Source organism: Dyadobacter chenwenxiniae, from assembly GCF_022869785.1.
In the GTDB taxonomy this organism is placed as follows: Bacteria; Bacteroidota; Bacteroidia; order Cytophagales; family Spirosomataceae; genus Dyadobacter; species Dyadobacter chenwenxiniae.
Window position 1 is genome coordinate 5,474,842 of record NZ_CP094997.1, and the last position, 20,029, is coordinate 5,494,870.

A 20,029-nucleotide genomic window follows, 5' to 3' on the forward strand; every position below is an offset into this window, starting at 1 on the left:
AAAATGTCTATCTTTGTTTAGATACGCCGGATGACAAAGGTGATAATTTTTTCGCAAAACTAATGTTTGAACAGTTTCTTGGAAAGCTAAGAAAGTATGAAATCCGCATGCGGAAAGCGGTGACCAGCGAGCGTTACGGCAATTTTCACTCCGTTTTCAAAGGTTCAGGTCTGGAATTCGACGACCTGCGGCTTTATCAATATGGCGACGATGTGCGCGCCATTGACTGGAACACTTCTGCGAAAGGCCACGGGACTTTTGTCAAAATTTTCAAAGAGGATAAAGAGCAAACAGCCTTTTTCATGCTCGATGTAAGCGCGTCACAGCAGGTAGGAGAGCTAAAAAGGCTCAAAATTGACATTGCAAAGGAGATTTGCGGTGTTCTCACACTATCTGCAATCCAGGAAGCTTCCAGAGTTGGTCTGCTTTGTTTTTCGGATAAAAATGAACGCTATATCCGCCCGTCGGACGGCATGAAACACGGTTATGGCGTCATTTCCGAACTTTATAAACTCATTCCCGAATCAAGTAAAACCAACATTGCCGAGGCGATTTTGGTAACGTTAAATGTTGTTAAAAGAAGAAGTCTCATCTTTCTGATCTCCGATTTTATAGACAATAATTACCAGCATAACCTCAAAGCATTAGCCCGCAAGCACGACCTGATCGTCATTCATCTGTATGATTCAAGAGAAGTGAATTTGCCCGGCTTGGGCATTATTCCGCTTTACGATGCCGAAAAGCAAAGCACTGTTTGGGTTAACACTTCTTCCAAGCAATATAAAGAGGAAATGGCGAGCCGGTTCAGCAAACGAAGCTCAGAATTGGAAAGGCTTTGTCACCAAAACCGCGCAGACTACATTTCAATTAACACGCAGGAAGATTATGTGCCCGCGCTGATCCATTTGTTTAAAGTGAGACGTTACACGAAAAGCAATTCATCGTCGTAATGGCCAGATCATTAACCGCGTTTTTTGCTGTGTTTTTGTCCATCATTCTTTTTCAAACAAAAGGTTTTGGACAAAAAATAAAACCATTGGGCCTTTTCCTGACAGACAGCATTGAAGTCGGCAAACCTGTTTATTTCTCGCTCAGCGTTCGGCACAATCCCAATACAGAAATTTTTTTCCCAGACACATTATACGATTTTTCGCCTTTTGAAATCATTTCAAAACTGGCATTTGCGTCCAGCACGGATGATCGGGGAAGTTTGGACAGTGCAGTTTATCAGCTCATGTCATTCGACGTCGAGCACGTCCAGACGCTCCGCTTGCCGGTTTATGTTTTTCACAAAAAAGATTGCACAGCTGTTTTCACACAACCGGATTCTGTTTTTTTGATCAAAAGCAATGTGGTCGAAAAAGTGAAAAATGCCCGTTTAAAACCCGAAACTTCACTTTTACCGCTGAGCAGCGAATTCAATTTTTCTATTTTGCTGGGCAGCATTGCGCTGATTATCGGTGTTGTCGGCAGCATTTACTGGGTTTTCGGACAGGATATTTACAAACAATGGCAGTTGATCAAATTGCAGCGCAGACATTTGGAATACATTCGCTCCTTCAACCGCCTCATGCGGAATGCGCGGGACAGGAATAACATTAAGGACGCGGAAAAGGCGATTATTGTTTGGAAAAATTATTTGGAAAGACTTGAAAACAAGCCTTTTGCAACTTACACAACGCGGGAAATCGTGGATAACATGCCCGACGAAGCCCTTGCCGAAGCATTGAAAAATATGGACAGCATTATTTACGGTCAAGCGATTTCCAAAAATATGGCCCAATCGCTCGAAGTCCTGAAAAGCGGTGCAACGCGGATTTACCGCAATAAAAGAAAATTCATCCTCGACAGGCCGGTCGCTTAATCTGATTTATGGAAAAATGGTTTTCATTGAAATGGTTTGGTTATGAGGTCTTTCGGTCTTACGAATGGGTGTATCCGTATTTTTTGTATTTGTTACCCTTCATTCCCATCCTTTTCTTGCTTCGGAATGCGTTGCACAGGAAACATAAGCAGCGTTTGGTGATCAGTTACAGCCCTGTAAGGGGTGCACGCGATTGGCAGACATTACTGCGGTTTGTTCAGCCGGTTTCGGTTGGACTTGGGATCGGCCTCATTCTGGTGGCTCTGGCGCGTCCCCAGGTGATTTCTGAACGAACAGATCAATATTCAGAGGGAATTGACATTATGCTTTTGCTGGACATTTCGGACTCAATGATGGAAAAGGATTTGAGTCCCAATCGTTTGGAAGCGGCGAAATTGGTGGCAAGGCAATTTATCAAAGGCCGTTTGCAAGACAGGATCGGACTGATCGTTTTTGCAGGTGAGGCCGTTTCCCTTTGCCCTTTAACCACAGATTATGAACTGCTTTACGGGTTTCTAGATGAAATAAGCCCTGCTATGGTCCCGACGGCTGGAACGGCAATCGGCAGCGCGCTAGCTGTTGCTGTGAACCGGATGCGCGAAACGCCGGGAGAAAGCAAAGTGGCTATTCTCATTAGTGACGGCGATAACACTTCCGGGAATTTAGGACCTGCCACATCGGCGCAATTGGCAAATGCATTCGGCGTAAAGGTTTACACCATTTCGGTGGGTAAGCAAAAAAAATCAATGCGCACGGATAGTGCAGCAGTTTCCAATGCGTTAGTAGATGAAACGGAGCTCAAAAACATTGCGGGTTTGGGAAATGGGAAATATTTCCGTGCGTCCGATAACAGTGCATTGGAAGGTGTTTTTAAACAAATAGATCAGCTGGAAAAGGTTAAATCCAGGGATGTTGTTTCCCGCGACGTTACTGATTTTTACAGGATTTATTTATATTGGGCAGTGTTGTTCCTGCTGATTGCGATTGGAACAAAGAGTACATTTATGGCAAACATTCTGGAAGATTAATGCTGAAACCCTATTACAATTCTGACGCGATTGAGGCTGGACTGGACGAGGTGGGCAGAGGTTGTCTGGCTGGTCCCGTGGTGGCTGCGGCAGTTATTTTACCAAGAGATTTTACACATTCCTACCTCACCGATTCCAAACAGCTGACGAAGATTCAGCGGCTGGATCTTGAAAAAGACATTATCCGCGAGGCCATTTGCTGGGCTGTTGCGGAAGTCGATAATTTGGAAATTGATAAGATTAATATATTGAAAGCCAGCTTCCTGGCCATGCACCGAGCGGTGGACAAACTGCGCATGAAACCGGAACATTTGTTGGTGGACGGCAACCGTTTCACGCCCTATCCAATGATCCCGCACACATGCATCATCAAGGGCGACGCGCATTACTTTTCAATCGCTGCCGCCTCTGTTTTGGCAAAAAATTACCGAGATGAATTAATGTCAAGACTTTCAGGACAATTCCCCCATTATGGCTGGGAAACAAATGTAGGTTACCCGACCATTCACCATCGAAAAGCCATTGGCTTACACGGCCCGTGCCCATATCACCGCATGACTTTCAGGTTATTAAAGCCAGAATGCGATCAGGCGATGGAAGAGGAAATAGAAGATTTAGGTTTTTTATAAAGCGGAACCGTGCTGCAAGGTTCGCCAAACATTAAGCTTTGCACGATAGGTTTGAGCAACCTGCTGATTTCAACATAGGCGGAAATGGGAACATTAACCTTGCTGCAACCTTTTACAACCACCCGTTTGTCCTCAAACTCGCTAATGTTAAGCTTACTGATTGCTTCTGCGAACAGTTTATCTTCCAACACATTCAGATCACCAAAAACAACTGCATTGGCATAAGGCTCTAATTGAACAGCCAGCAGCATATATGCCCAAGTCGGCACAATGGCATCTTCCGAACAAATGATCGCGACATTTTTGCCTTGATATTGCGTCCATTCATGCGTTTTCAGGAATTCTCTGAAATCCTTTTCTTTCAGGATCATTCCCTGCCACAAATTATCCTTGATATCGTATAAAACGCGCTGGCCGGGATGATACAATTCTTCCAAATCCAGTGATACAATGCCACTAACCGCAACCCGGTTTACAATTTCCTCAGTTTCCATTTTGATCTTGCTTTACTTCAAAGGCTAACACGAAAAAGATGCAGTTTGTTTATTTAACCAAACAGAAATCAAATTTTACAAAGCGGGCAAGCTGGATTTTTTGAAAGGCGGCGACATGAAATCTTTCAAATAATACGGCTCAAATGTGGCCACATCCTCGAAATGTTGGTTTTCAAAAGCCCTGGCAGCCAACTCCCCAATTGTTATCGCGGACGGACGAATTTCTCTTCTAGGGAAAACAGCATTAGGATGATTGCCAAGCAACTTTTGGCATTTCGCAGCACCATCGCCAAAAAAGACAATCTTACGTTCTGAAAGCAGCTCCTGGAATGAATTTTCATCCATAATGATCGCTTGCGTCTCTTGTACGAAATTGTTCGTCGAGTCGAAAACAGCTGCATAGACCTCCATTCTCCGCGCATCGATCATGGGACAAAGTAAATGCCCGGGATAAAAGGAGTTAAGTTGTAACGCCATCGCTTCCAATGTATTAATCGCAATCATCGGCTTATCCAATGCATAACAAAGTCCTTTCGCGGACGATACGCCCACACGTAAACCTGTGTAAGAGCCGGGGCCCTTCGCCACCGCAATTGCATCCAGATCATTCAATGTAAAACCTGCATGAGCAACAGCACTTTCCATCAGTGTTGTCAGCATGGACGAGGACGATCGGTCGGTGTGGAGGTCGTAGCTGGCTAGTAAAACGGAATTTTCGTGGACCGCCACGGAGCAGCCGCGAATGGATGTGTCAATACTTAGTAGGAGCATAAAAACGAAGTAACAAAGGCAACAAAGCTAATTGACTTGTCAGACTGAGCGGAGCCGAAGTCACGTGCAGAATGTGACTTCGGCTCCGCTCAGTCTGACAAGTCGAGTAACTTATTTCTTTTTTAACAGATCATTATAACGAGCCGGCTCTTTGAACAATGCCAGCGCCGCCTTCACCTCCGGATCTTCTTTAAACGAGGCTTCTCTCAAACCTTTTTCCAGATAATAATGCTTGATAATCTCTTCTTCCAGGATCTTTTTGATCTCTGGTTTGAAAATTTGCAAGTCGTTATCCTTGCTGTGTGAAAGTTTGGATTTCAATGCTTTCAGCTGATCTTCAATTACTTCCAAAGATTTTTCCTTCTTGGCAGAAGCTTCCAGATCATTCAAATCCCGCTCAACCTGCGTGGTGTAATCGTATTCTTTATCACCAAGCCATTTGGTAAAAGCCGCATAATCCGCATCCGAAAGGCTGAATTCTTTGGCCGGTTTAATAGTAGGATGCTCGAAGTGAAATTTGACAGCGTAATCAAAGAAAAGACGGTTACGGCCGAGGGAAGTTGCCAAAGGCGAGTAAGTTTCTTTTTCAGTCTGGATATCAGGCAAAATCCCGCCTCCGTCAAAAACAATGCGACCGTTTTTGGTCTTGAATTCCGTCATGAGCGAATCCGGGATTTTACCAACACTTCCGTCATCATTCCGATGACTGTAATCGATCGCCTGAATGCATCGGCCGCTTGGAATGTAATATTTAGCGGTTGTAATCTTCATTTTGGTGTTGAATGACAAGTCACGCGTTGTTTGCACAAGCCCTTTTCCATAAGTGCGCTGGCCGATCAGGACGCCGCGGTCATAATCCTGGATCACACCTGAGACAATCTCTGCCGCCGAAGCGCTGCGGTTGTTCGTCAGCACGATAACGGGGATTTCTGTGTCGAGCGCAGGATTGTAAGCGGTGTAAGTTTTGTTCCACTCGCTTACTTTGCCTTTTGTAGAAACAATTTCTTCACCTTTGGCAATGAAAATATTAGAAATTTCAATCGCCATATTCAGCAAGCCGCCCGGATTATCACGCAAGTCCAGTACGACCGATTTCATTCCTTTTCCCTTCAATTCCTGAAATGCATTGCGCACTTCGCGGGAAGCTGTGGCAGTGAAATCTTTCAGGTCAATGTAACCTACATCTTCACTGATCATGCCGTAATAAGGCACATTGGTCACTTTTACAATGTCACGGTTCAGTGAAACTTCAAGCGGTTTGGTGTTGCCGTAACGTTTTAAAGTAAGTGTGACATTGGATTGGGTTTGTCCTTTTAAAAGTTTGCCTGTGTCAAAATCCTCACGAGTTGAAATGTCCACACCATTGATTTTAACGATCTCGTCGCCAAGTTGCAGTCCGGCTTTCTGAGCGGGTGTGTCTTCATAAACCATCATCACCGTATGTTTGCCTTCGGCGGAGCTGATGATCGCGCCAATTCCGTTGTATTTTCCAGTGGTCATGGTCATGTAATCCTCAATGTCATCCTCGGCATAATATACCGTGTATGGGTCCAGCGAGCGAAGCATATTGTCTATACTCGTCTTAATGAGTTGATTAGGATTGATTTCATCCACATAATAAGCGCGTTCAATTCCTTGAACAATGTGGCGTAAATGTCGAGGTTACGCGCGATTTCGAATAAGCGGTCATCTTGCTTAAATGAAACAAAGGCGATCCCTGCGACCACCGGAATGGCCAGCCAGAAGGAGCGAAGATACTTTCTCATGTATGTTCAGGAATTAAATTAAGGTTTTTTGAACGGCGCGGGGCAACTTTTCGAGTCTTTTGAGCGATTGCTTCATGGCTGTTTCAATAACGTCATAAGATGTTATTTCTTTTGCAAGATACAAAAAAGCAATGTAGGAAGGTCTTGATTCCGTGGATAATGCGAGGAGCGATTCCTTGTTCAAACGGTAAGCTTCACGGCAGCGGCGACGGACAAGATTCCGGTCAACAGCGCGTTTGAATGATTTTTTGGAAACGGAAAAAAGGACTTGAGGAAGTTTGGGAGGTGACTCTTTTTCAATGATATAGAGCACCCTAAAAGGAAAAAGGTAGAACGTTTGGACCTCCGTGCTACCTCTTTGAAAGAGCCGTCCGACTAATCGGGGGCTGCATAAGCGTTCATTTTTACCAAATGTTTTTTTCAAGCTTTTGTAGAAAAAAAGTATCTGCTAAGTTTGATATTACTCAAACTTAGCAGACTATGAAAGGACTAGCATCCTCTACGAAAACTTTCAAACCTCTGTTATTGCTTATGACGTTTTTCGTCTGATACTGTCAGTTTCCAACGGCCTTTCTTGCGACGGCCAGCTACTACTTTACGCCCATTTGCAGTGGACATTCTTTCACGGAAACCGTGTTTGTTTCTCCTCTTGCGATTCGATGGTTGAAAGGTACGTTTCATCTCATTATCAAATTATTGCGCTATAAATCTCTGTCTACCCCTAATTTGGGCTTGCAAAGGTAAGATAAAAAAATTATATTAGTAAACATTTCATCAAAAACTAAAATTTAATGTTAAAGAAAAAGGCACTCTCCCTCTCCCTGGATGCCACCAGGGACTTTACACTTACGCTCGAGCCAGTCAGCGGCGGAATCACATTATTTTATGCATTCGTCAATGGTGTAAAGGTTATCCAGGCCGACGGCACCAACAAACGCATATGGAGCGGCACCATTTCCATCGCCCAGGTCCGGATTAAGGTTCGTGTTGTTGGCATCGGCAATGCTTCCTTTAACCTTGGCATAGACTTACCCGGCACTGCGGAGGATCAGAGTTTAACATTAAAATTACAAGACGGTTATTATGAGACAGATATACTTTTATAGTGTGCTGCTCCTATGCCCGTTGATGACGCTGGCGCAGGAAGTGAAATTAAAGGTGTCGCCGTATGTGAATGCCACGACCTCGATTAAAGAAGGCTTGATTGAGGCGGGGCCGGAGTTGAGTTGGGAAAAGATCCAAAGCGGCAAAACCTTCACATTAAGGCCATCCATCCGCTTGCCATTAACAAACGAAGCTGAAAATGTGCTGCAAATTGACCGCTTCACTTCCACCTGGAAAAGCGTGCTGGCAGCACAGTTTACAAAAGATAACACGCAGGAGTCGGGCGGGATTTCCAGACATTCCTTTACGGGCCAGTTCGAGTATGGACATGACAATTTTAAATATTACCCAAGCGCAAATCCCAATGCGGAAGTGAGCAATGGAGCGGATTCTTATGCATTTGAAGTGAAATACGCGGGTTTTTTCTCCAAAGGACAATCCGGCGCGCCGCAGTTTTCGCCTCAGTTTCGGCTGCGTTATGCTTATAACTGGAATGCTGCTTCGGAGGTCAGTGTGATCAATACGCCTAATCCCGGAGGATTTGTTACAACATCGGACATTATTGTGGACCCGCCTAGTGTGCAGCCCGTTTTTTCACCTGCGTTTTCGTTGCAGATTTATCCAGGGAAGGGGAATTTCAGTTACTCTCCGACCATTTATTACGATTTCACAGGAAACATTGGAGACAACGGCCCATTTGGCAATCTGAACCGCCTGCGGCTGGAAACCTGGATCTTCTTTTATCCGTCTTTGACCGACAGTCCGAATGTTAAAATCGGGATATCGCCGTTTTTAAGCCTCCGCACCAAAGGTCAGGACAGCTTCAATAAGGCAGAATATGGCGGCATGATCACGGTAAAATTCGGAACATCGTTTCTGCAATTTCTATAATGGCATAGAAAACAGGCTTTTCAGAGGCTGTTGCCAAATCTTCTTAAACTTTTTTAAGATTTGGTACGTTTATTTGTACTGATACTGTGTACATTGCATATATTCAATATGATTTTAACAACCTCACATTCACTATGTATTCGTCTGTTCTAATAGCCGGGCAATTTGTAAACTTCGGCGTGAAGGAAAATAATCCTGTGACGCAGATGAAGTTGCAGAAAATGGTCTTTTTTGCGCACGGGCTGCATTTGGCATTAAATAATGGAGATCCGCTGATCCGGGAGAAATTCCTGGCGTGGAAATTCGGGCCGGTTGTGCCGACGATTTATCAGCTTTATAAAAAGTGGGGCAATTCGCCCATTATAGAGAAAACTTCGATTACTGTCAACTCACAGCCGCTGGCCAATTTTTCAGAACTGACTCCCTCGGCCATCGAAGCGATTAATAATACTTGGGAAATTACAAAAGACGTTGATGCCATCACATTATCAAACTGGTCCCACGCGGTGAATTCACCCTGGGATGTTACTTATAAGAAGGTCGGAGAGAATGGTGTAATTGACGATAACCTGATTAGAAATTATTTTGAGCAGCAAATCAAATCCCCAATCCCGGCTGTCTGAGTCAAAACTGTCAGTCGACAGAAATACGTTACGCAATTGGGTAACTGCTGCATCGCCGGAATCAACAGAACAAGACATTAGTGAAAAAACCTTCCTTACGCTGCTTCAACAGGTAAGTCTCGAAGGTTTATCCCAAAATATCCGGGAGAGGAAAAAGTACGCTGAATACATCTTCTGGATGGTTTCGGTATGGCTGGTAATGGTGATTTTGCTGGTGTGGTTAAATGGGCTTGGGGAGGTTTATTGCTACAATTTCCTGGATCCACTGCTACGCACGGGCGTAAAGTACATTAGTTTCAGCTTCCAGCTTTCCGACGCGGTGCTCATTGCATTGATCACCACTGCGACGGTCAACATTACTACATTCTTCCTGGTCGTAACTAAATATCTTTTCCCAAATACACCCGAAAAAGATAACCCGCCTGTGGAGTAACTTAAATTTCCGCGTCCTCTTTCGCTCTTACCTTATAGTCCGAAGAATCTTTATCAGACCATTTGTAAACGACCTTTTTGAAACGAAGGTCTTGAATGATCGGCTTAATGTTGGCCAGGAAAGCATCCTTGGTTTTTTCGTTAGCAAACAGCTCGCCAGTGAAAGTCAATGTATCCTGCTTAGGCCCAGACACGGCAATGTTGATTTTTTGTCCGTCCAGCACTTCCCTTTTGGATTCAACATATGCAGTTCTCAGCTCCGGAAATTCCTTTGTCTGAACTTCAATGATCTTCTTCTCAAGGATTTCAACTTTCGGTTTGATCACCTTATCCTTGCTGCCTTTGACCTCATTGAAAAGCGAAGTGTTTGATTTATGCCACGAAAGCCTTGTCGCAATATCTTGCTTGGACATATCGCTTTTCAGGTTCCGGTCAATATCAATAATTTGATTATCAATAAATAGCAGCATATTCTTGCCTTCCGTGGCAGTCAGCTTTTTAGGAGTCAAAAAATATATCCCAAAACCCACTACAGCAGCAGCAATCAGGACGTAAGCGATATATTTGAATATATTCCCTTTGCGAGGATTCTCTTCCATTTTTCCTTTTATAATAGTTACAAAAAGAATGTAAAAAGGCTGTTCCAAGCGTTTAAAGGCCAATTTTTATAACCTCTCGTGCAGCTATTTCCCCATAGTGTATACGTTTGGATTGTAGTAGAATAGGGCAGATTGGTAATGAACAAGCCCATGTCACGCTGAGCGGAGTCGAAGCGACGCTACTACTGAAGGATTACGTCCTACATCCACTTCGACTCCGCTCAGTGGGACAAAAAAAGGTGTCCACTGCTAAATCTGCTCGGCATGAAAGCCAGTCCAACAACCCAATGCCTCGGATCAATATCCCGGATTCTGCGGCCCTAAATTCGGGTTCACCTGCAATTCCACACGTGGAATCGGCATCAGGTAATCCCTTGCTGGGTTAAAGCTTGTATGTGGTTCCAGGGATTTTGGGCCAAGAAATACGGCTTCACCCAGCTTGCGGCGCTTGATGTCGAACCAGCGTTTGTATTCGAAGGCTAGCTCAATGCGTCTTTCTTCCATGATGAGGTCGATTAATGCGGTTTTGCTTAGTCCTGCGGCTACATTGGCTGGGAAAGTTGTTGGCTTGCCCGCCCAGTTTCTGGCCCTTGCGCGGATTTCGTTGATGTAGGTCAGTGCCTCTGCATTCGGGCCGTTTACTTCCACGGAGGCCTCTGCTGCGATCAGCAAAATTTCTGCATAGCGCATTGCGGCATAGTTGTGGTCTGAGTAACGTCCTTCCGAGTTAGATGTTCCTGCAAAACGAGCGTATTTGGCAATATGCGGCCTTTTTGTGTTTGGAAATTCGGTGTAGGGAACTAGCTTGCCGCCGATAAGGAGCGAGTCGTCAAAGCTTACTTCTTTGCGGTAATCGCGGTTGTCCCAGGTGTTGAAAACATTCATTGAAGGCACGAGCACGCTCCATCCGCTGCGCGGCGCATCGCCCCCGCGTATGCCCGTCATAGGCGCCATAATGTCGTCATTTGCACCGCCTTCACCACTTTTTAAGCCCAGAAAGTCGATGTCGAAAATGTGCTCTTTCATGTTTGGCGCTTGTGGCGCAACGAATAATGTCTGGAAATCAGCTTCAAGTGCATAACCGAATTTGTCTTTGTTATCAATCACATATTTGGCTTCTGCGTAAGCTTTTGCATAATCGCCCAACGTCAAATGCACCGATGCCAGATAGGAAGCAGCCGTTCCTTTGGAAGCGCGGCTCCTTACTTCGGAAGGCTGTTTTTCGGGTAACCATTGTTTGGCAAATTCCAGATCGGCGATAATGCTTCCGTAAACCGTAGCCGCTGGCGTTCTGGAAATAGCTTTTACAGCTTCCGGGTTACTGATGAAATAATCAATGTAAGGAACGTCGCCGAAAACCTGCACCAGGTTGAAATACGCAAATGCACGAATGAAACGGGCTTCCGCCACAAGCGGATTGATCTCAGCCTCAGGCAATCCAAGTTGTTCTCCGCCCGAAATAGCCGCATTGGCAGCACTGATCATCTGATACCAAGCTGGCCAGAACTGGTTGACCATGTTGTTGTTATCATCCATATTGAAATCATTCACCTGCTGCCGCTCAGCCGGCGTTCCGCGGTCGCCAATGTCCACCATATCGCTGCGCAGCATTAATGCGGAAACAAATTGCCGCCCGTAAAGACGCTCAGTCGCAATCCAGCCATAAGCGCCAAAAACGGCTGTTTCAACGTCTTTCGAAGTTCGGAACAATGATTCGGGCGCAAGTAAGCCCACCGGTTTTTCGTCCAGGTCGGCGCAGCCCAGTGAGAAGCTTGCGGTAAGGATGAAAAGTAAAAATCTATTTGTTAAATGCTTCATTTTAAGTCGAATTTAAGAGTCAGAATTAGAAACCAACATTCAGCCCAATGGTGTAGGATTTGGCATTTGGATAACTGCCATAGTCCAGTCCCAGGTTACGATTACTGTTCGTGCTGTTATCATCCGAAGAATAATTTACCTCCGGATCGAAACCTTTGTATTTTGTAAATGTCAGAATGTTCTGTGCACTCGCATAAATACGTAACTTGCTGATATGCAGCTTGTCCAGCACGGGTTTTGGAATGTTATAACCCAGTGCGATGTTTTTCAAACGAACAAAACTTCCATCTTCCACCCAGCGCGTTGATACGCGACGTGTGCGTCCTGCCATTGCTTTTGGAACATTTGTATTGGTGTTTGTAGGCGTCCAGCGGTTCAATGCTTCTGTGGTTGCATTATTGATTCCCGACAGCAGGTTCAGTTCCATCAGCGTATAGTTCAGCATATCATTGCCTTGCGACGCCTGGAAGAAAACGTTGAGGTCAAGGCCTTTCCAGCTGAAATCATTGGTTAATCCCCAGATGAACTTTGGATGCGGATTGCCAATGATCGTGCGGTCGTCGCTGTTGAGCGTTCCGTCGGGTTGGCCTGTCAATTGACCGTCTTTTTTACCATCAATATCCCTGAATTTCTCACCCCCCGCAGCCGTTTCAAAACCACCGCCCGGAATGAAGTTGTCACCTTCCTGGTAAACGCCGTCATAAATCCAGCCATAAAAAGATCCCACAGGCTGGCCTTCACGCAGGATTTGCGTCTGTCCCAATCCTACCAAATGTCCAGGCCCCGAAGCATACAATATGTCCGTTCCATTCGGCAATGACAAAACCTTGTTGCGGTTGAGCGAGAAGTTAATGTCCGTGTTCCATTTGAATTCGCCTACCAGATTTCGCGTGTTAACCGTCAATTCAAAACCCTTGTTTTCAACCGAACCAATGTTTTTCAACTGATTGCTATAACCTGAATACTGAGGTAATTGCACGCTGAAAAGCAGGTCTTTTGTAACACGTCGATAATAGTCGGCCGTAATGTTCAGGCGGTTGTTGAGCACGCTGAAATCGGTTCCTATGTTCAGTTGATGCGTCGTTTCCCAGGTCAGATCGTCATTGGCAACCGTTGTAGGGCGCACTGCATTCACGGGAACGCCATTGATAATCGTGTAAACATTGGAAAAGCGTGACATGGTTTGATATGGCTCAATGGCTTGGTTTCCGGTCAATCCATAACTCACGCGCCATTTCCATTGGTTGATCGCAGTGACATTCTGCATAAATGGTTCGCTCGAAAGTTTCCATGCAAATGCGCCAGAAGGAAATGTGGCCCATTTGTGATTTTTACTAAAATTGGAAGAACCGTCCTGACGAATGTTGGCTGTGAAAAGATAGCGATCCAATAAACCATAGGTCAACCTCGCATAGTAGGAAGCCAGCTGCCACTCCGTAAGGCCCGAAGTAGGACTTTGCCAAACAGAAGCGCCTCCCAGGTTCCAGTAAGAAACCGCGTCGGTGATGAAGGATTGGCCTGTCCCACCCCAGTTTTCGCTGGAAGATGTTTGGTAAGAATAACCCAGCATGGCAGAAATGTCATGGTTTGTGCCAATTTTTTTGGTGTAAGTCAAATAGTTCTCGTTCAGCAGCAATGTGCTTTTATTTCCTCTTACAGTCGCCGAACCGCCCACATTACGCCCATCATTCAGCGTCGTGGGTGTGAATTCACCGGTTCTGCCGCTGTTTGTGGTTGCGCCTAATGTGATACGGAATTTCAAATCGTCCCAAATGCTGTATTCTGCATAAAAGTTGCCTTGCACACGGTCATTCAGCGACTCGTTTTGTAATTGGGTTGCGATGGCATACGGGTTATCGATCGGGTCGTTTAGCCTGGCCACTGTAAAACGGCCATTCGCTCCCACAATCGGCTGATCCGGTTCAAATTTGAATGCAGAAGAAGTCACCCCCGGCGTCAGTCCGCTCGATCCTTCCTGCGTTCTGGCCTGGTTACGCGAAACGCGCTGAGCAAACAGGTTAAGACCCAGTTTCAGTCGTTTTGCAGCCTGAATGTCAATGTTACTGGTGATCGAAAAACGATTATAATCTGAGTTCAGGATTACGCCCTTTTGATCATAATATGCTCCTGAAACATAATATTTAACTGCATCGCTGCCGCCTGCAACCGAAACCTGGTGATTCTGAATGGCGCCTTTACGGAAAATTAGATCCTGCCAATCGGTGTCTGCGCCTTGTGAGACGACATTAGGTCTCGCCTCTTTTACATAATCCAAAAACTGGCTTGCATTCAGCAGGTCGAGCCTGTTAATTTCTTTTTGTGTAGAAAACGAAGTGTTAAATTCGATTCTTGGCTTGCCCGACTGCCCTTTTTTGGTCGTGACCATAATTACACCATTGGCTCCTCTTGAACCATAAATGGCTGTCGCGGAGGCGTCTTTAAGAATTTCGATAGATTCAATGTCTTCCGGAGGCGGGATAGCGCCGCCTACAAAACCGTCTACAACATAAATCGGATCACTGCTGGCATTAATGGAAGTTCCGCCCCTGATCCGCACTTTAAAATTCGATCCCGGCTCACCATTATTAGACTGGATCTGAACCCCTGCCGCACGTCCCTGCAATGCCTGAACCGTTCCTAATGCGGGATATGCAGTCAGTTCCTGCGATTTTACAGAGGAAACAGAACCCGTCACATCACTCTTTTTCACAGTTCCATAACCCACAACAAGCACTTCTTCCAGTGATTTCTGATCGGTTTTCAGCGTAATGTCAATTTCCGTGCGATTGCCGACTTTAACTTCCTGCGGCTCATAACCTACAAAGCTCAGCACGAGAACGGTGTTCGCATCCGGCACCGACAATGTATAACTTCCCGTTGCGTCCGTTGAGGTTCCCGATTGTGTGCCTTTAATCAGAATGTTCACGCCCGGAAGCGGCTCCTTTGTCTCAGAATCCGTGATTTTTCCTTTAATCGTAATTTCCGTTGACCGGATCAAATCCGGCATGATCGACGCCTCAGCATTATCCGTTGCAGATTTTACCTCGGAAGGCCGAATCACAATGTTTTTTCCCGAAACCTCATAAGTAAGGCCAAGCGGAACCAGAAAGTCGTTGAGCACCTTCGAAAGTTCCTGGTTGGATTGCTGAATGCTGATCTTTCTGCCCGATTGTATGAGCTTGGAACTGAAAATAAACCGCACGCCGGCCTGTTTTTCAATCAGGCTAAGCACTTTTTTTACTTCCTGTTCCTGCGCCTGCAAACTGATTTTCTTACTCAGCAGCTCCTGGGCGCGCACGTCAACAGCCGTAGCCGTTCCCATGAACCACAGTGCAATGACGAGCTGAACCAAACTTATCCGCATAAGAACTAACAGTTTACGATTGAACTGTACTGGTATTTTCATAGTTTTGAACAGTTTTGTTAATTGATTATTGGCAAAAACTTTCCCCCGCATCTTTCCAAGGATGACAGTCGGCAAAACTTCGGGGGTTACTTACACAGCCGGTAATGTTCCACCATTACCGGCCATTTTTTCAAATATTTTTACAGCCTTTCCCTTCTACGATAATGCGGCCGTCGATCAGCTCATAACTGGCGCCAACTGCCTTGCATACAAGGTCTAGTTTCTCATAAAGTTTCATTTCCGAGAGCCTGGCTGTGATCGGACATTCATTCATGATGTTTTTGTCAAAAATGATCTCAATGCCGTAAGCTTTTTGAAGTTCCGAAAACACTTCGGAAACGGGTGTTTCATCAAATTCAAAATTATGAAGGCTGATATTGCTGTCGACTAGCTCGGGACTGGGAATCAGGCTTTTAGTCATTTTAATAGACTCTCGGACGAAAACAATCTGCTGATTAGGCTCGATCACAACGCCGGTTAACTCCCTGGAATCCTTTTTCTCATTGATCTCAGGATCTTTTCGTGTAAAAACAGCAACTCTTCCTGTTTTTACAGCCACCGAAACTTCCTTTTCGTTCGTGTAGGAGCGGACGGTGAAACTTGTGCCTAAAACTTTGGTAATAACCTCATTGGCATACACAAAGAATGGCCGCGATGGATCCTTCGCTATGTCGAAAAACGCTTTCCCTGAAAGATAAACCTCTCTTTTTCCCGGTTCAAAATTCGCAGGATAGCTTACTTTGCTGCCCGGATCCAGCGTTACAATGCTGCCATCGGTGAGTTTGATCGATAAGGGATTTTCGTTCTGATTGGTTTTTTCAATGAGTGGGGCCGCAGCGGTGGAAACGAGTTCGTCGTAGTTGATCTGCTGCTTTTGGTTGCCAGACCAAAACGTCCAGCTTAGTCCTGCTATGACGATCAGCACTGCCGCAATGCTAATCAAAGGCTGATAAATCCGAATTTGCGAACTTGTTTCAGCCGGTTCTTCTTCGTTGTGAATGTTGCCGATGATCTGGCGAACCGCATTTTCTTTTTCAGATTGTGACAAAGGAGCCTGCAAAGGCGCAATGGACAGCACAAGCTCGCGGGCGCTACGAACTGTTTCCGTTTTTTCAGGATTCGCCGTCAGCCAGTTTTGCCAGTATTCCTCATCTTCTCTGGTCGGTTTCAGCACCCAATTCCGGAAAAAAGGGTCCCAAAGAAAATCCTCCAAAGTAAAATTATGGTATTGATCCATGTCAAAATGTTATCATTTACATACCATTAGACACGGATCCCAAACGGATACTGTATTTTTCTATCTTTTTCTAAAAATTTGTAAAGATTGCGTCGTCAGGCGATAAAACGGAGCAAAAGAAACAGCGAAACAATTGACCGCCATTGAGTTTTGAGGAATTTGAATGCGGTTTGGAGTAAATTAGAAACTGACTGAGGATGGATTTCCATTATGGCAGCGATCTCATCCCGGTCCATATCCTGAAAAAATTTGAGATAAATTGCCTCTTTTTGTCTTTTGGGCAATCCGTTGAGCATGTGCGTAATGCGCGAAGCGATTTGCTGGTCGTATTCGGTTTGTATGAACTGGTGTTCAGCATTGAAAGCAATGTCAAAACCTTCATCCGGCAGCAAATGGTCCAGAAACAGCATCCGGTTCTTTTGGATCATCCGGTGCAAACGGCGGCGGAGCGAGGCGAGGAGGTAAGCTTTGGGCGGAATGTTATGATTAAGGCTCTCTTTTTTCTCCCATATTTCAAGAAACACATCCTGAATGCAGTCTTTGATCAGCTCCCGGTCGTGGCAAAATTTGTTGCCATATTGGAACAACAAATCATAAGTAACATCGATCAGCAATTCAAATGACGCAACATTCCCAGCCAGCATTTCACGCCACAGGGCAATATCGCTTTCGTCTTGCTGAACACTGTTTGCAAAGACCCTCATGGAAAACACGTACTGAATGGATTAGGGCAAATGGATGAAACTAACAAATTCTAGTTTTTACCGCTGATTAAGGATATAAGACAAAGTCCCTCATTTTCTGCTCATCCATCGGTGTATTTTACGTTCTAAAATGGACAAAGCATGTCCGATTGCGGACACTTGGTGTTGGTTTTTTCTATATAAACATCTGATAACAAGATTGTTGATGTAGTTTGCGGCACTTGGCTTACAATTTGATCACAAACTGCGAATCCGCCACTTTCCTAAGAATTTGCGCCTAACGTTTTGTATCCATCTTTTAGCCATGATATGATAAAAAACTATTTAAAAATCGCATTCAGGAACCTGGTGAAAAACAAGGTTTATTCTGCCATCAACATCGGCGGATTAGCGGTTGGAATGGGCGTTGCCATGCTCGTCGGCCTTTGGGTGGCGGATGAAATTTCCTACAATACATATTTCAAAAACAATGACCGCCTTGCCCAGGTCATGGTCAATCAGACGTTTGAAGGTGTTGTTTACACGGGCGGCACGGTTGCCATGCCGACAGGAGATGCGTTAAGGACACAGTTTAAATCCGATTTCAAACGCGTTTCCCTGACTTCTTTCACCAATGAGCACACGCTTGCTACGGGAGAAAAAAAGCTGAGGACAAATGGAAGATGGGTGCAAGCGGACTTTCCTCAAATGTTCACATTCAAAATGTTAAAAGGGAGTATGGGGTCTTTAAAAGATCCTACATCTGTCTTGATCACGCATTCACTTGCCACGGCTTTATTCGGCTCCAAAGAACCATTAAATCAAATCATTCGGATTGATAACAAGCTGGATATGAGGGTTGCTGGCGTGTATGAAGACTTGCCTAGAAACACCACTTTTTTTGATACAAAAATATTATTACCATGGAATAACAGCGAAAACTGGCTGAGTAAGCAGGTTTGGTGGGATAGCCACGACGGGCAGCTGTTTGTGGAAATGGCGGATCGGGCGGACATTGAACAAGCAAGTGAAAAAGTGAGGAGCCTGCCCACGCCACACGTGAAAGATCTCAAAGAGGAGCTGCTTTTGCATCCGATGGCGAAGCTGCATTTGTATGATGAATTTGAAAATGGCAAGGCTGCGGGTGGGCACATTCAATTTGTGTGGCTGGTCGGCATAATTGGCGTATTTGTGTTGTTGCTGGCATGTATCAACTTTATGAATCTGAGTACTGCACGAAACGAGAAGCGCGCAAAAGAAGTAGGCATTCGCAAAGCAATCGGGTCATTACGGACGCAATTGATCGTGCAGTTTCTCAGTGAGTCTATGATCGTTGCATTTTTGGCTTTTGTGCTTGCGCTAACGCTCACGAATGCATCATTTCCTTTCTTTAATCGGCTAGCTGATAAGCAAATGTCTATTCCCTGGAACAGCACGGCTTTCTGGTTGTTAGCGCTTGGGTTTACTGTTCTTACAGGTCTTGTTTCCGGGAGTTATCCCGCATTATACCTGGCGTCGTTTGAGCCGGTAAAGGTTTTAAAAGGTGTGTTCCGCGTCGGACGGTTTGCTACAATGCCGCGTAAAGTGTTGGTGGTGATACAATTTACAGTTTCTATTACGCTCATCATTGGGACGATTGTTGTTTACCGGCAAATCCAATTTGCAAAAAACAGAACAGTGGGTTACACCCGTGACAAGCTGATTACTTTGCCCCTAACGGTTGGACTTTACGGGCATTACGAGGCTTTGCGCAATGACCTTTTACAAACGCAGGCGGTTGAAAATATGGCCGAATCCTCGCAAACACCTGCATTTTTCAGCAATAACAATAGCGTGGAATGGCGCGGAAAGGATCCCAAACAACCCACTTTTTTCCGGGACGTGAATGTTACGCGGGATTTTGGAAAAACAATTGGCTGGCATATCACTGAAGGACGTGATTTTTCTGCTGCATTTCCGGCAGATTCTTTGTCTGTTATCATGAATGAAACTGCACTGAAAACCACCGGATTGAAAAATCCCATCGGTGAAGTTGTCAAATACGCGGGCAGGGATTATACGGTTGTAGGCATTGTGAAGGATATGATAACGCAGTCGCCTTATGCGAAAACGGAGCCCACCGTTTTCTTCGGTTCGGGCTGGATGGGTGTGATAACTGTTCGCCTGGCAAACGGGATTCCGGCTCAGGAAGCTTTGGAAAAAGTACAGGCTGTTTTCAAAAAACACGATCCGGATAGTCCTTTTGAATATAAATTTTTGGATCAGGAATATGCCCGGAAATTTTCAAATGAAGCAAGAATTGGAAATCTAACCACTTTTTTTGCCGTGCTTGCGATTTTTATTTCGTGCCTCGGCTTGTTTGGGCTGGCTTCATACGTTGCGGAACAGCGGACCAAGGAAATTGGCATCCGAAAGGTGTTAGGCGCTTCTGTTGCCAATTTATGGCAATTGCTCTCAAAAGATTTCCTTGGTCTGGTGATTATTTCCTGCGTGATTTCCGTCCCGCTAGCCTTGTATTTTCTCGATGGCTGGCTGCAAAAATACGAATATCGCACGCCCATTTCCTGGTGGATTTTTGCGGTAGCAGGTTTGGGAGTATTGGTAATAGCCCTATTTACAGTTAGTTATCAGGCGATTAGAGCTGCTTTGCTTAATCCGGTTAAGAGTCTTAAAGTTGATTAATC

18 protein-coding genes and 1 pseudogene are annotated in these 20,029 nt (G+C 45.1%); 9 read left to right on the forward strand and 10 right to left on the reverse strand.

What is annotated here, in order from left to right; genetic code table 11:
* Positions 1-62: 62 nt before the first annotated feature.
* The 4 genes from MUK70_RS23435 to rnhB are packed head-to-tail and all read left to right on the forward strand — an operon-like array spanning position 63 to position 3,521.
* On the forward strand, positions 63-950 hold the full coding sequence (locus MUK70_RS23435; protein WP_234603569.1) for a DUF58 domain-containing protein: 888 nt from the start codon (positions 63-65) through the stop codon (positions 948-950).
* Positions 950-1,864: a hypothetical protein gene (locus MUK70_RS23440; protein ID WP_234655346.1), complete on the forward strand. Its 915-nt coding sequence runs from the start codon at positions 950-952 to the stop codon at positions 1,862-1,864. Before MUK70_RS23435 ends, MUK70_RS23440 begins: the two co-directional genes overlap by 1 nt.
* A gap of 8 nt (positions 1,865-1,872) precedes the next feature.
* The gene (locus tag MUK70_RS23445) at positions 1,873-2,892 is read left to right on the forward strand and encodes a VWA domain-containing protein (RefSeq protein ID WP_234655347.1); all 1,020 of its coding nucleotides are present in this window, start codon (positions 1,873-1,875) and stop codon (positions 2,890-2,892) included.
* A complete protein-coding gene (gene rnhB / locus MUK70_RS23450; RefSeq protein ID WP_234603573.1) occupies positions 2,892-3,521 on the forward strand; it encodes a ribonuclease HII in 630 nt (209 codons plus the stop codon). The genes MUK70_RS23445 and rnhB overlap by 1 nt, the downstream gene beginning before the upstream one ends.
* Here rnhB and MUK70_RS23455 read toward each other — a convergent pair.
* The 5 genes and pseudogenes from MUK70_RS23455 to rpmH form a co-directional block, all read right to left on the reverse strand.
* Positions 3,479-4,015, reverse strand: a complete 537-nt coding sequence (locus MUK70_RS23455; protein WP_234655348.1) for a DUF2480 family protein — start codon at positions 4,013-4,015, stop codon at positions 3,479-3,481. The two genes, rnhB and MUK70_RS23455, sit on opposite strands and share 43 nt — an antisense overlap.
* Before the next feature lie 75 nt (positions 4,016-4,090).
* Entirely contained in the window at positions 4,091-4,786 is a 696-nt protein-coding gene (gene tsaB / locus MUK70_RS23460) for a tRNA (adenosine(37)-N6)-threonylcarbamoyltransferase complex dimerization subunit type 1 TsaB (protein WP_234655349.1), read from the reverse strand.
* Positions 4,787-4,897: 111 nt separating this feature from the next.
* Positions 4,898-6,552, reverse strand: a pseudogene (locus MUK70_RS23465) (S41 family peptidase).
* A gap of 13 nt (positions 6,553-6,565) precedes the next feature.
* Entirely contained in the window at positions 6,566-6,976 is a 411-nt protein-coding gene (locus MUK70_RS23470; protein ID WP_244784510.1) for a ribonuclease P protein component, read from the reverse strand.
* A gap of 98 nt (positions 6,977-7,074) precedes the next feature.
* Positions 7,075-7,233, reverse strand: a complete 159-nt coding sequence (rpmH, locus tag MUK70_RS23475; protein WP_015813300.1) for a 50S ribosomal protein L34 — start codon at positions 7,231-7,233, stop codon at positions 7,075-7,077.
* Positions 7,234-7,343: 110 nt separating this feature from the next.
* Between rpmH and MUK70_RS23480 the strand changes: the two genes are divergently transcribed.
* From MUK70_RS23480 to MUK70_RS23495, 4 genes are all read left to right on the forward strand, one after another.
* Positions 7,344-7,658 (forward strand): hypothetical protein, encoded by a 315-nt coding sequence (locus MUK70_RS23480; RefSeq protein WP_234655352.1) that lies wholly within the window; start codon positions 7,344-7,346, stop codon positions 7,656-7,658.
* Positions 7,636-8,547: a hypothetical protein gene (locus MUK70_RS23485; RefSeq protein ID WP_234655353.1), complete on the forward strand. Its 912-nt coding sequence runs from the start codon at positions 7,636-7,638 to the stop codon at positions 8,545-8,547. The genes MUK70_RS23480 and MUK70_RS23485 overlap by 23 nt, the downstream gene beginning before the upstream one ends.
* 134 nt (positions 8,548-8,681) lie before the next feature.
* Complete coding sequence (locus MUK70_RS23490) at positions 8,682-9,170, forward strand: Panacea domain-containing protein (protein WP_234603580.1); 489 nt, start codon at positions 8,682-8,684, stop codon at positions 9,168-9,170.
* Positions 9,133-9,603 (forward strand): adenine nucleotide alpha hydrolase family protein, encoded by a 471-nt coding sequence (locus MUK70_RS23495; RefSeq protein ID WP_234655354.1) that lies wholly within the window; start codon positions 9,133-9,135, stop codon positions 9,601-9,603. Before MUK70_RS23490 ends, MUK70_RS23495 begins: the two co-directional genes overlap by 38 nt.
* A 1-nt stretch (position 9,604) precedes the next feature.
* Here MUK70_RS23495 and MUK70_RS23500 read toward each other — a convergent pair whose 3' ends face one another.
* The 5 genes from MUK70_RS23500 to MUK70_RS23520 form a co-directional block, all read right to left on the reverse strand.
* A complete protein-coding gene (locus MUK70_RS23500) occupies positions 9,605-10,201 on the reverse strand; it encodes a hypothetical protein (RefSeq protein WP_234655355.1) in 597 nt (198 codons plus the stop codon).
* 297 nt (positions 10,202-10,498) lie between these two features.
* A complete protein-coding gene (locus tag MUK70_RS23505; RefSeq protein ID WP_234655356.1) occupies positions 10,499-12,019 on the reverse strand; it encodes a RagB/SusD family nutrient uptake outer membrane protein in 1,521 nt (506 codons plus the stop codon).
* Between the two features lie 25 nt (positions 12,020-12,044).
* A complete protein-coding gene (locus MUK70_RS23510) occupies positions 12,045-15,383 on the reverse strand; it encodes a TonB-dependent receptor (RefSeq protein WP_234655357.1) in 3,339 nt (1,112 codons plus the stop codon).
* A gap of 172 nt (positions 15,384-15,555) precedes the next feature.
* Entirely contained in the window at positions 15,556-16,662 is a 1,107-nt protein-coding gene (locus MUK70_RS23515) for a FecR family protein (protein ID WP_234655358.1), read from the reverse strand.
* Positions 16,663-16,757: 95 nt separating this feature from the next.
* Positions 16,758-17,366, reverse strand: coding sequence for an RNA polymerase sigma factor (locus tag MUK70_RS23520; protein WP_234655359.1), 609 nt, complete (start codon positions 17,364-17,366; stop codon positions 16,758-16,760).
* A gap of 309 nt (positions 17,367-17,675) precedes the next feature.
* Between MUK70_RS23520 and MUK70_RS23525 the strand changes: the two genes are divergently transcribed.
* On the forward strand, positions 17,676-20,027 hold the full coding sequence (locus tag MUK70_RS23525; protein WP_234655360.1) for an ABC transporter permease: 2,352 nt from the start codon (positions 17,676-17,678) through the stop codon (positions 20,025-20,027).
* The last annotated feature ends 2 nt before the right edge of the window (positions 20,028-20,029 follow it).

Excerpts from the sequence above, each read along its gene's own strand:
- MUK70_RS23435 (WP_234603569.1), top strand. The coding sequence starts at position 63 with ATGTTTGAACAGTTTCTTGGAAAGCTAAGAAAGTATGAAATCCGCATG.
- MUK70_RS23440 (WP_234655346.1), top strand. The coding sequence starts at position 950 with ATGGCCAGATCATTAACCGCGTTTTTTGCTGTGTTTTTGTCCATCATT.
- MUK70_RS23445 (WP_234655347.1), top strand. The coding sequence starts at position 1,873 with ATGGAAAAATGGTTTTCATTGAAATGGTTTGGTTATGAGGTCTTTCGG.
- rnhB (WP_234603573.1), top strand. The coding sequence starts at position 2,892 with ATGCTGAAACCCTATTACAATTCTGACGCGATTGAGGCTGGACTGGAC.
- MUK70_RS23455 (WP_234655348.1), bottom strand. The coding sequence starts at position 4,015 with ATGGAAACTGAGGAAATTGTAAACCGGGTTGCGGTTAGTGGCATTGTA.
- tsaB (WP_234655349.1), bottom strand. The coding sequence starts at position 4,786 with ATGCTCCTACTAAGTATTGACACATCCATTCGCGGCTGCTCCGTGGCG.
- rpmH (WP_015813300.1), bottom strand. The coding sequence starts at position 7,233 with ATGAAACGTACCTTTCAACCATCGAATCGCAAGAGGAGAAACAAACAC.
- MUK70_RS23480 (WP_234655352.1), top strand. The coding sequence starts at position 7,344 with ATGTTAAAGAAAAAGGCACTCTCCCTCTCCCTGGATGCCACCAGGGAC.
- MUK70_RS23485 (WP_234655353.1), top strand. The coding sequence starts at position 7,636 with ATGAGACAGATATACTTTTATAGTGTGCTGCTCCTATGCCCGTTGATG.
- MUK70_RS23490 (WP_234603580.1), top strand. The coding sequence starts at position 8,682 with ATGTATTCGTCTGTTCTAATAGCCGGGCAATTTGTAAACTTCGGCGTG.
- MUK70_RS23500 (WP_234655355.1), bottom strand. The coding sequence starts at position 10,201 with ATGGAAGAGAATCCTCGCAAAGGGAATATATTCAAATATATCGCTTAC.
- MUK70_RS23505 (WP_234655356.1), bottom strand. The coding sequence starts at position 12,019 with ATGAAGCATTTAACAAATAGATTTTTACTTTTCATCCTTACCGCAAGC.
- MUK70_RS23510 (WP_234655357.1), bottom strand. The coding sequence starts at position 15,383 with ATGCGGATAAGTTTGGTTCAGCTCGTCATTGCACTGTGGTTCATGGGA.
- MUK70_RS23515 (WP_234655358.1), bottom strand. The coding sequence starts at position 16,662 with ATGGATCAATACCATAATTTTACTTTGGAGGATTTTCTTTGGGACCCT.
- MUK70_RS23520 (WP_234655359.1), bottom strand. The coding sequence starts at position 17,366 with ATGAGGGTCTTTGCAAACAGTGTTCAGCAAGACGAAAGCGATATTGCC.
- MUK70_RS23525 (WP_234655360.1), top strand. The coding sequence starts at position 17,676 with ATGATAAAAAACTATTTAAAAATCGCATTCAGGAACCTGGTGAAAAAC.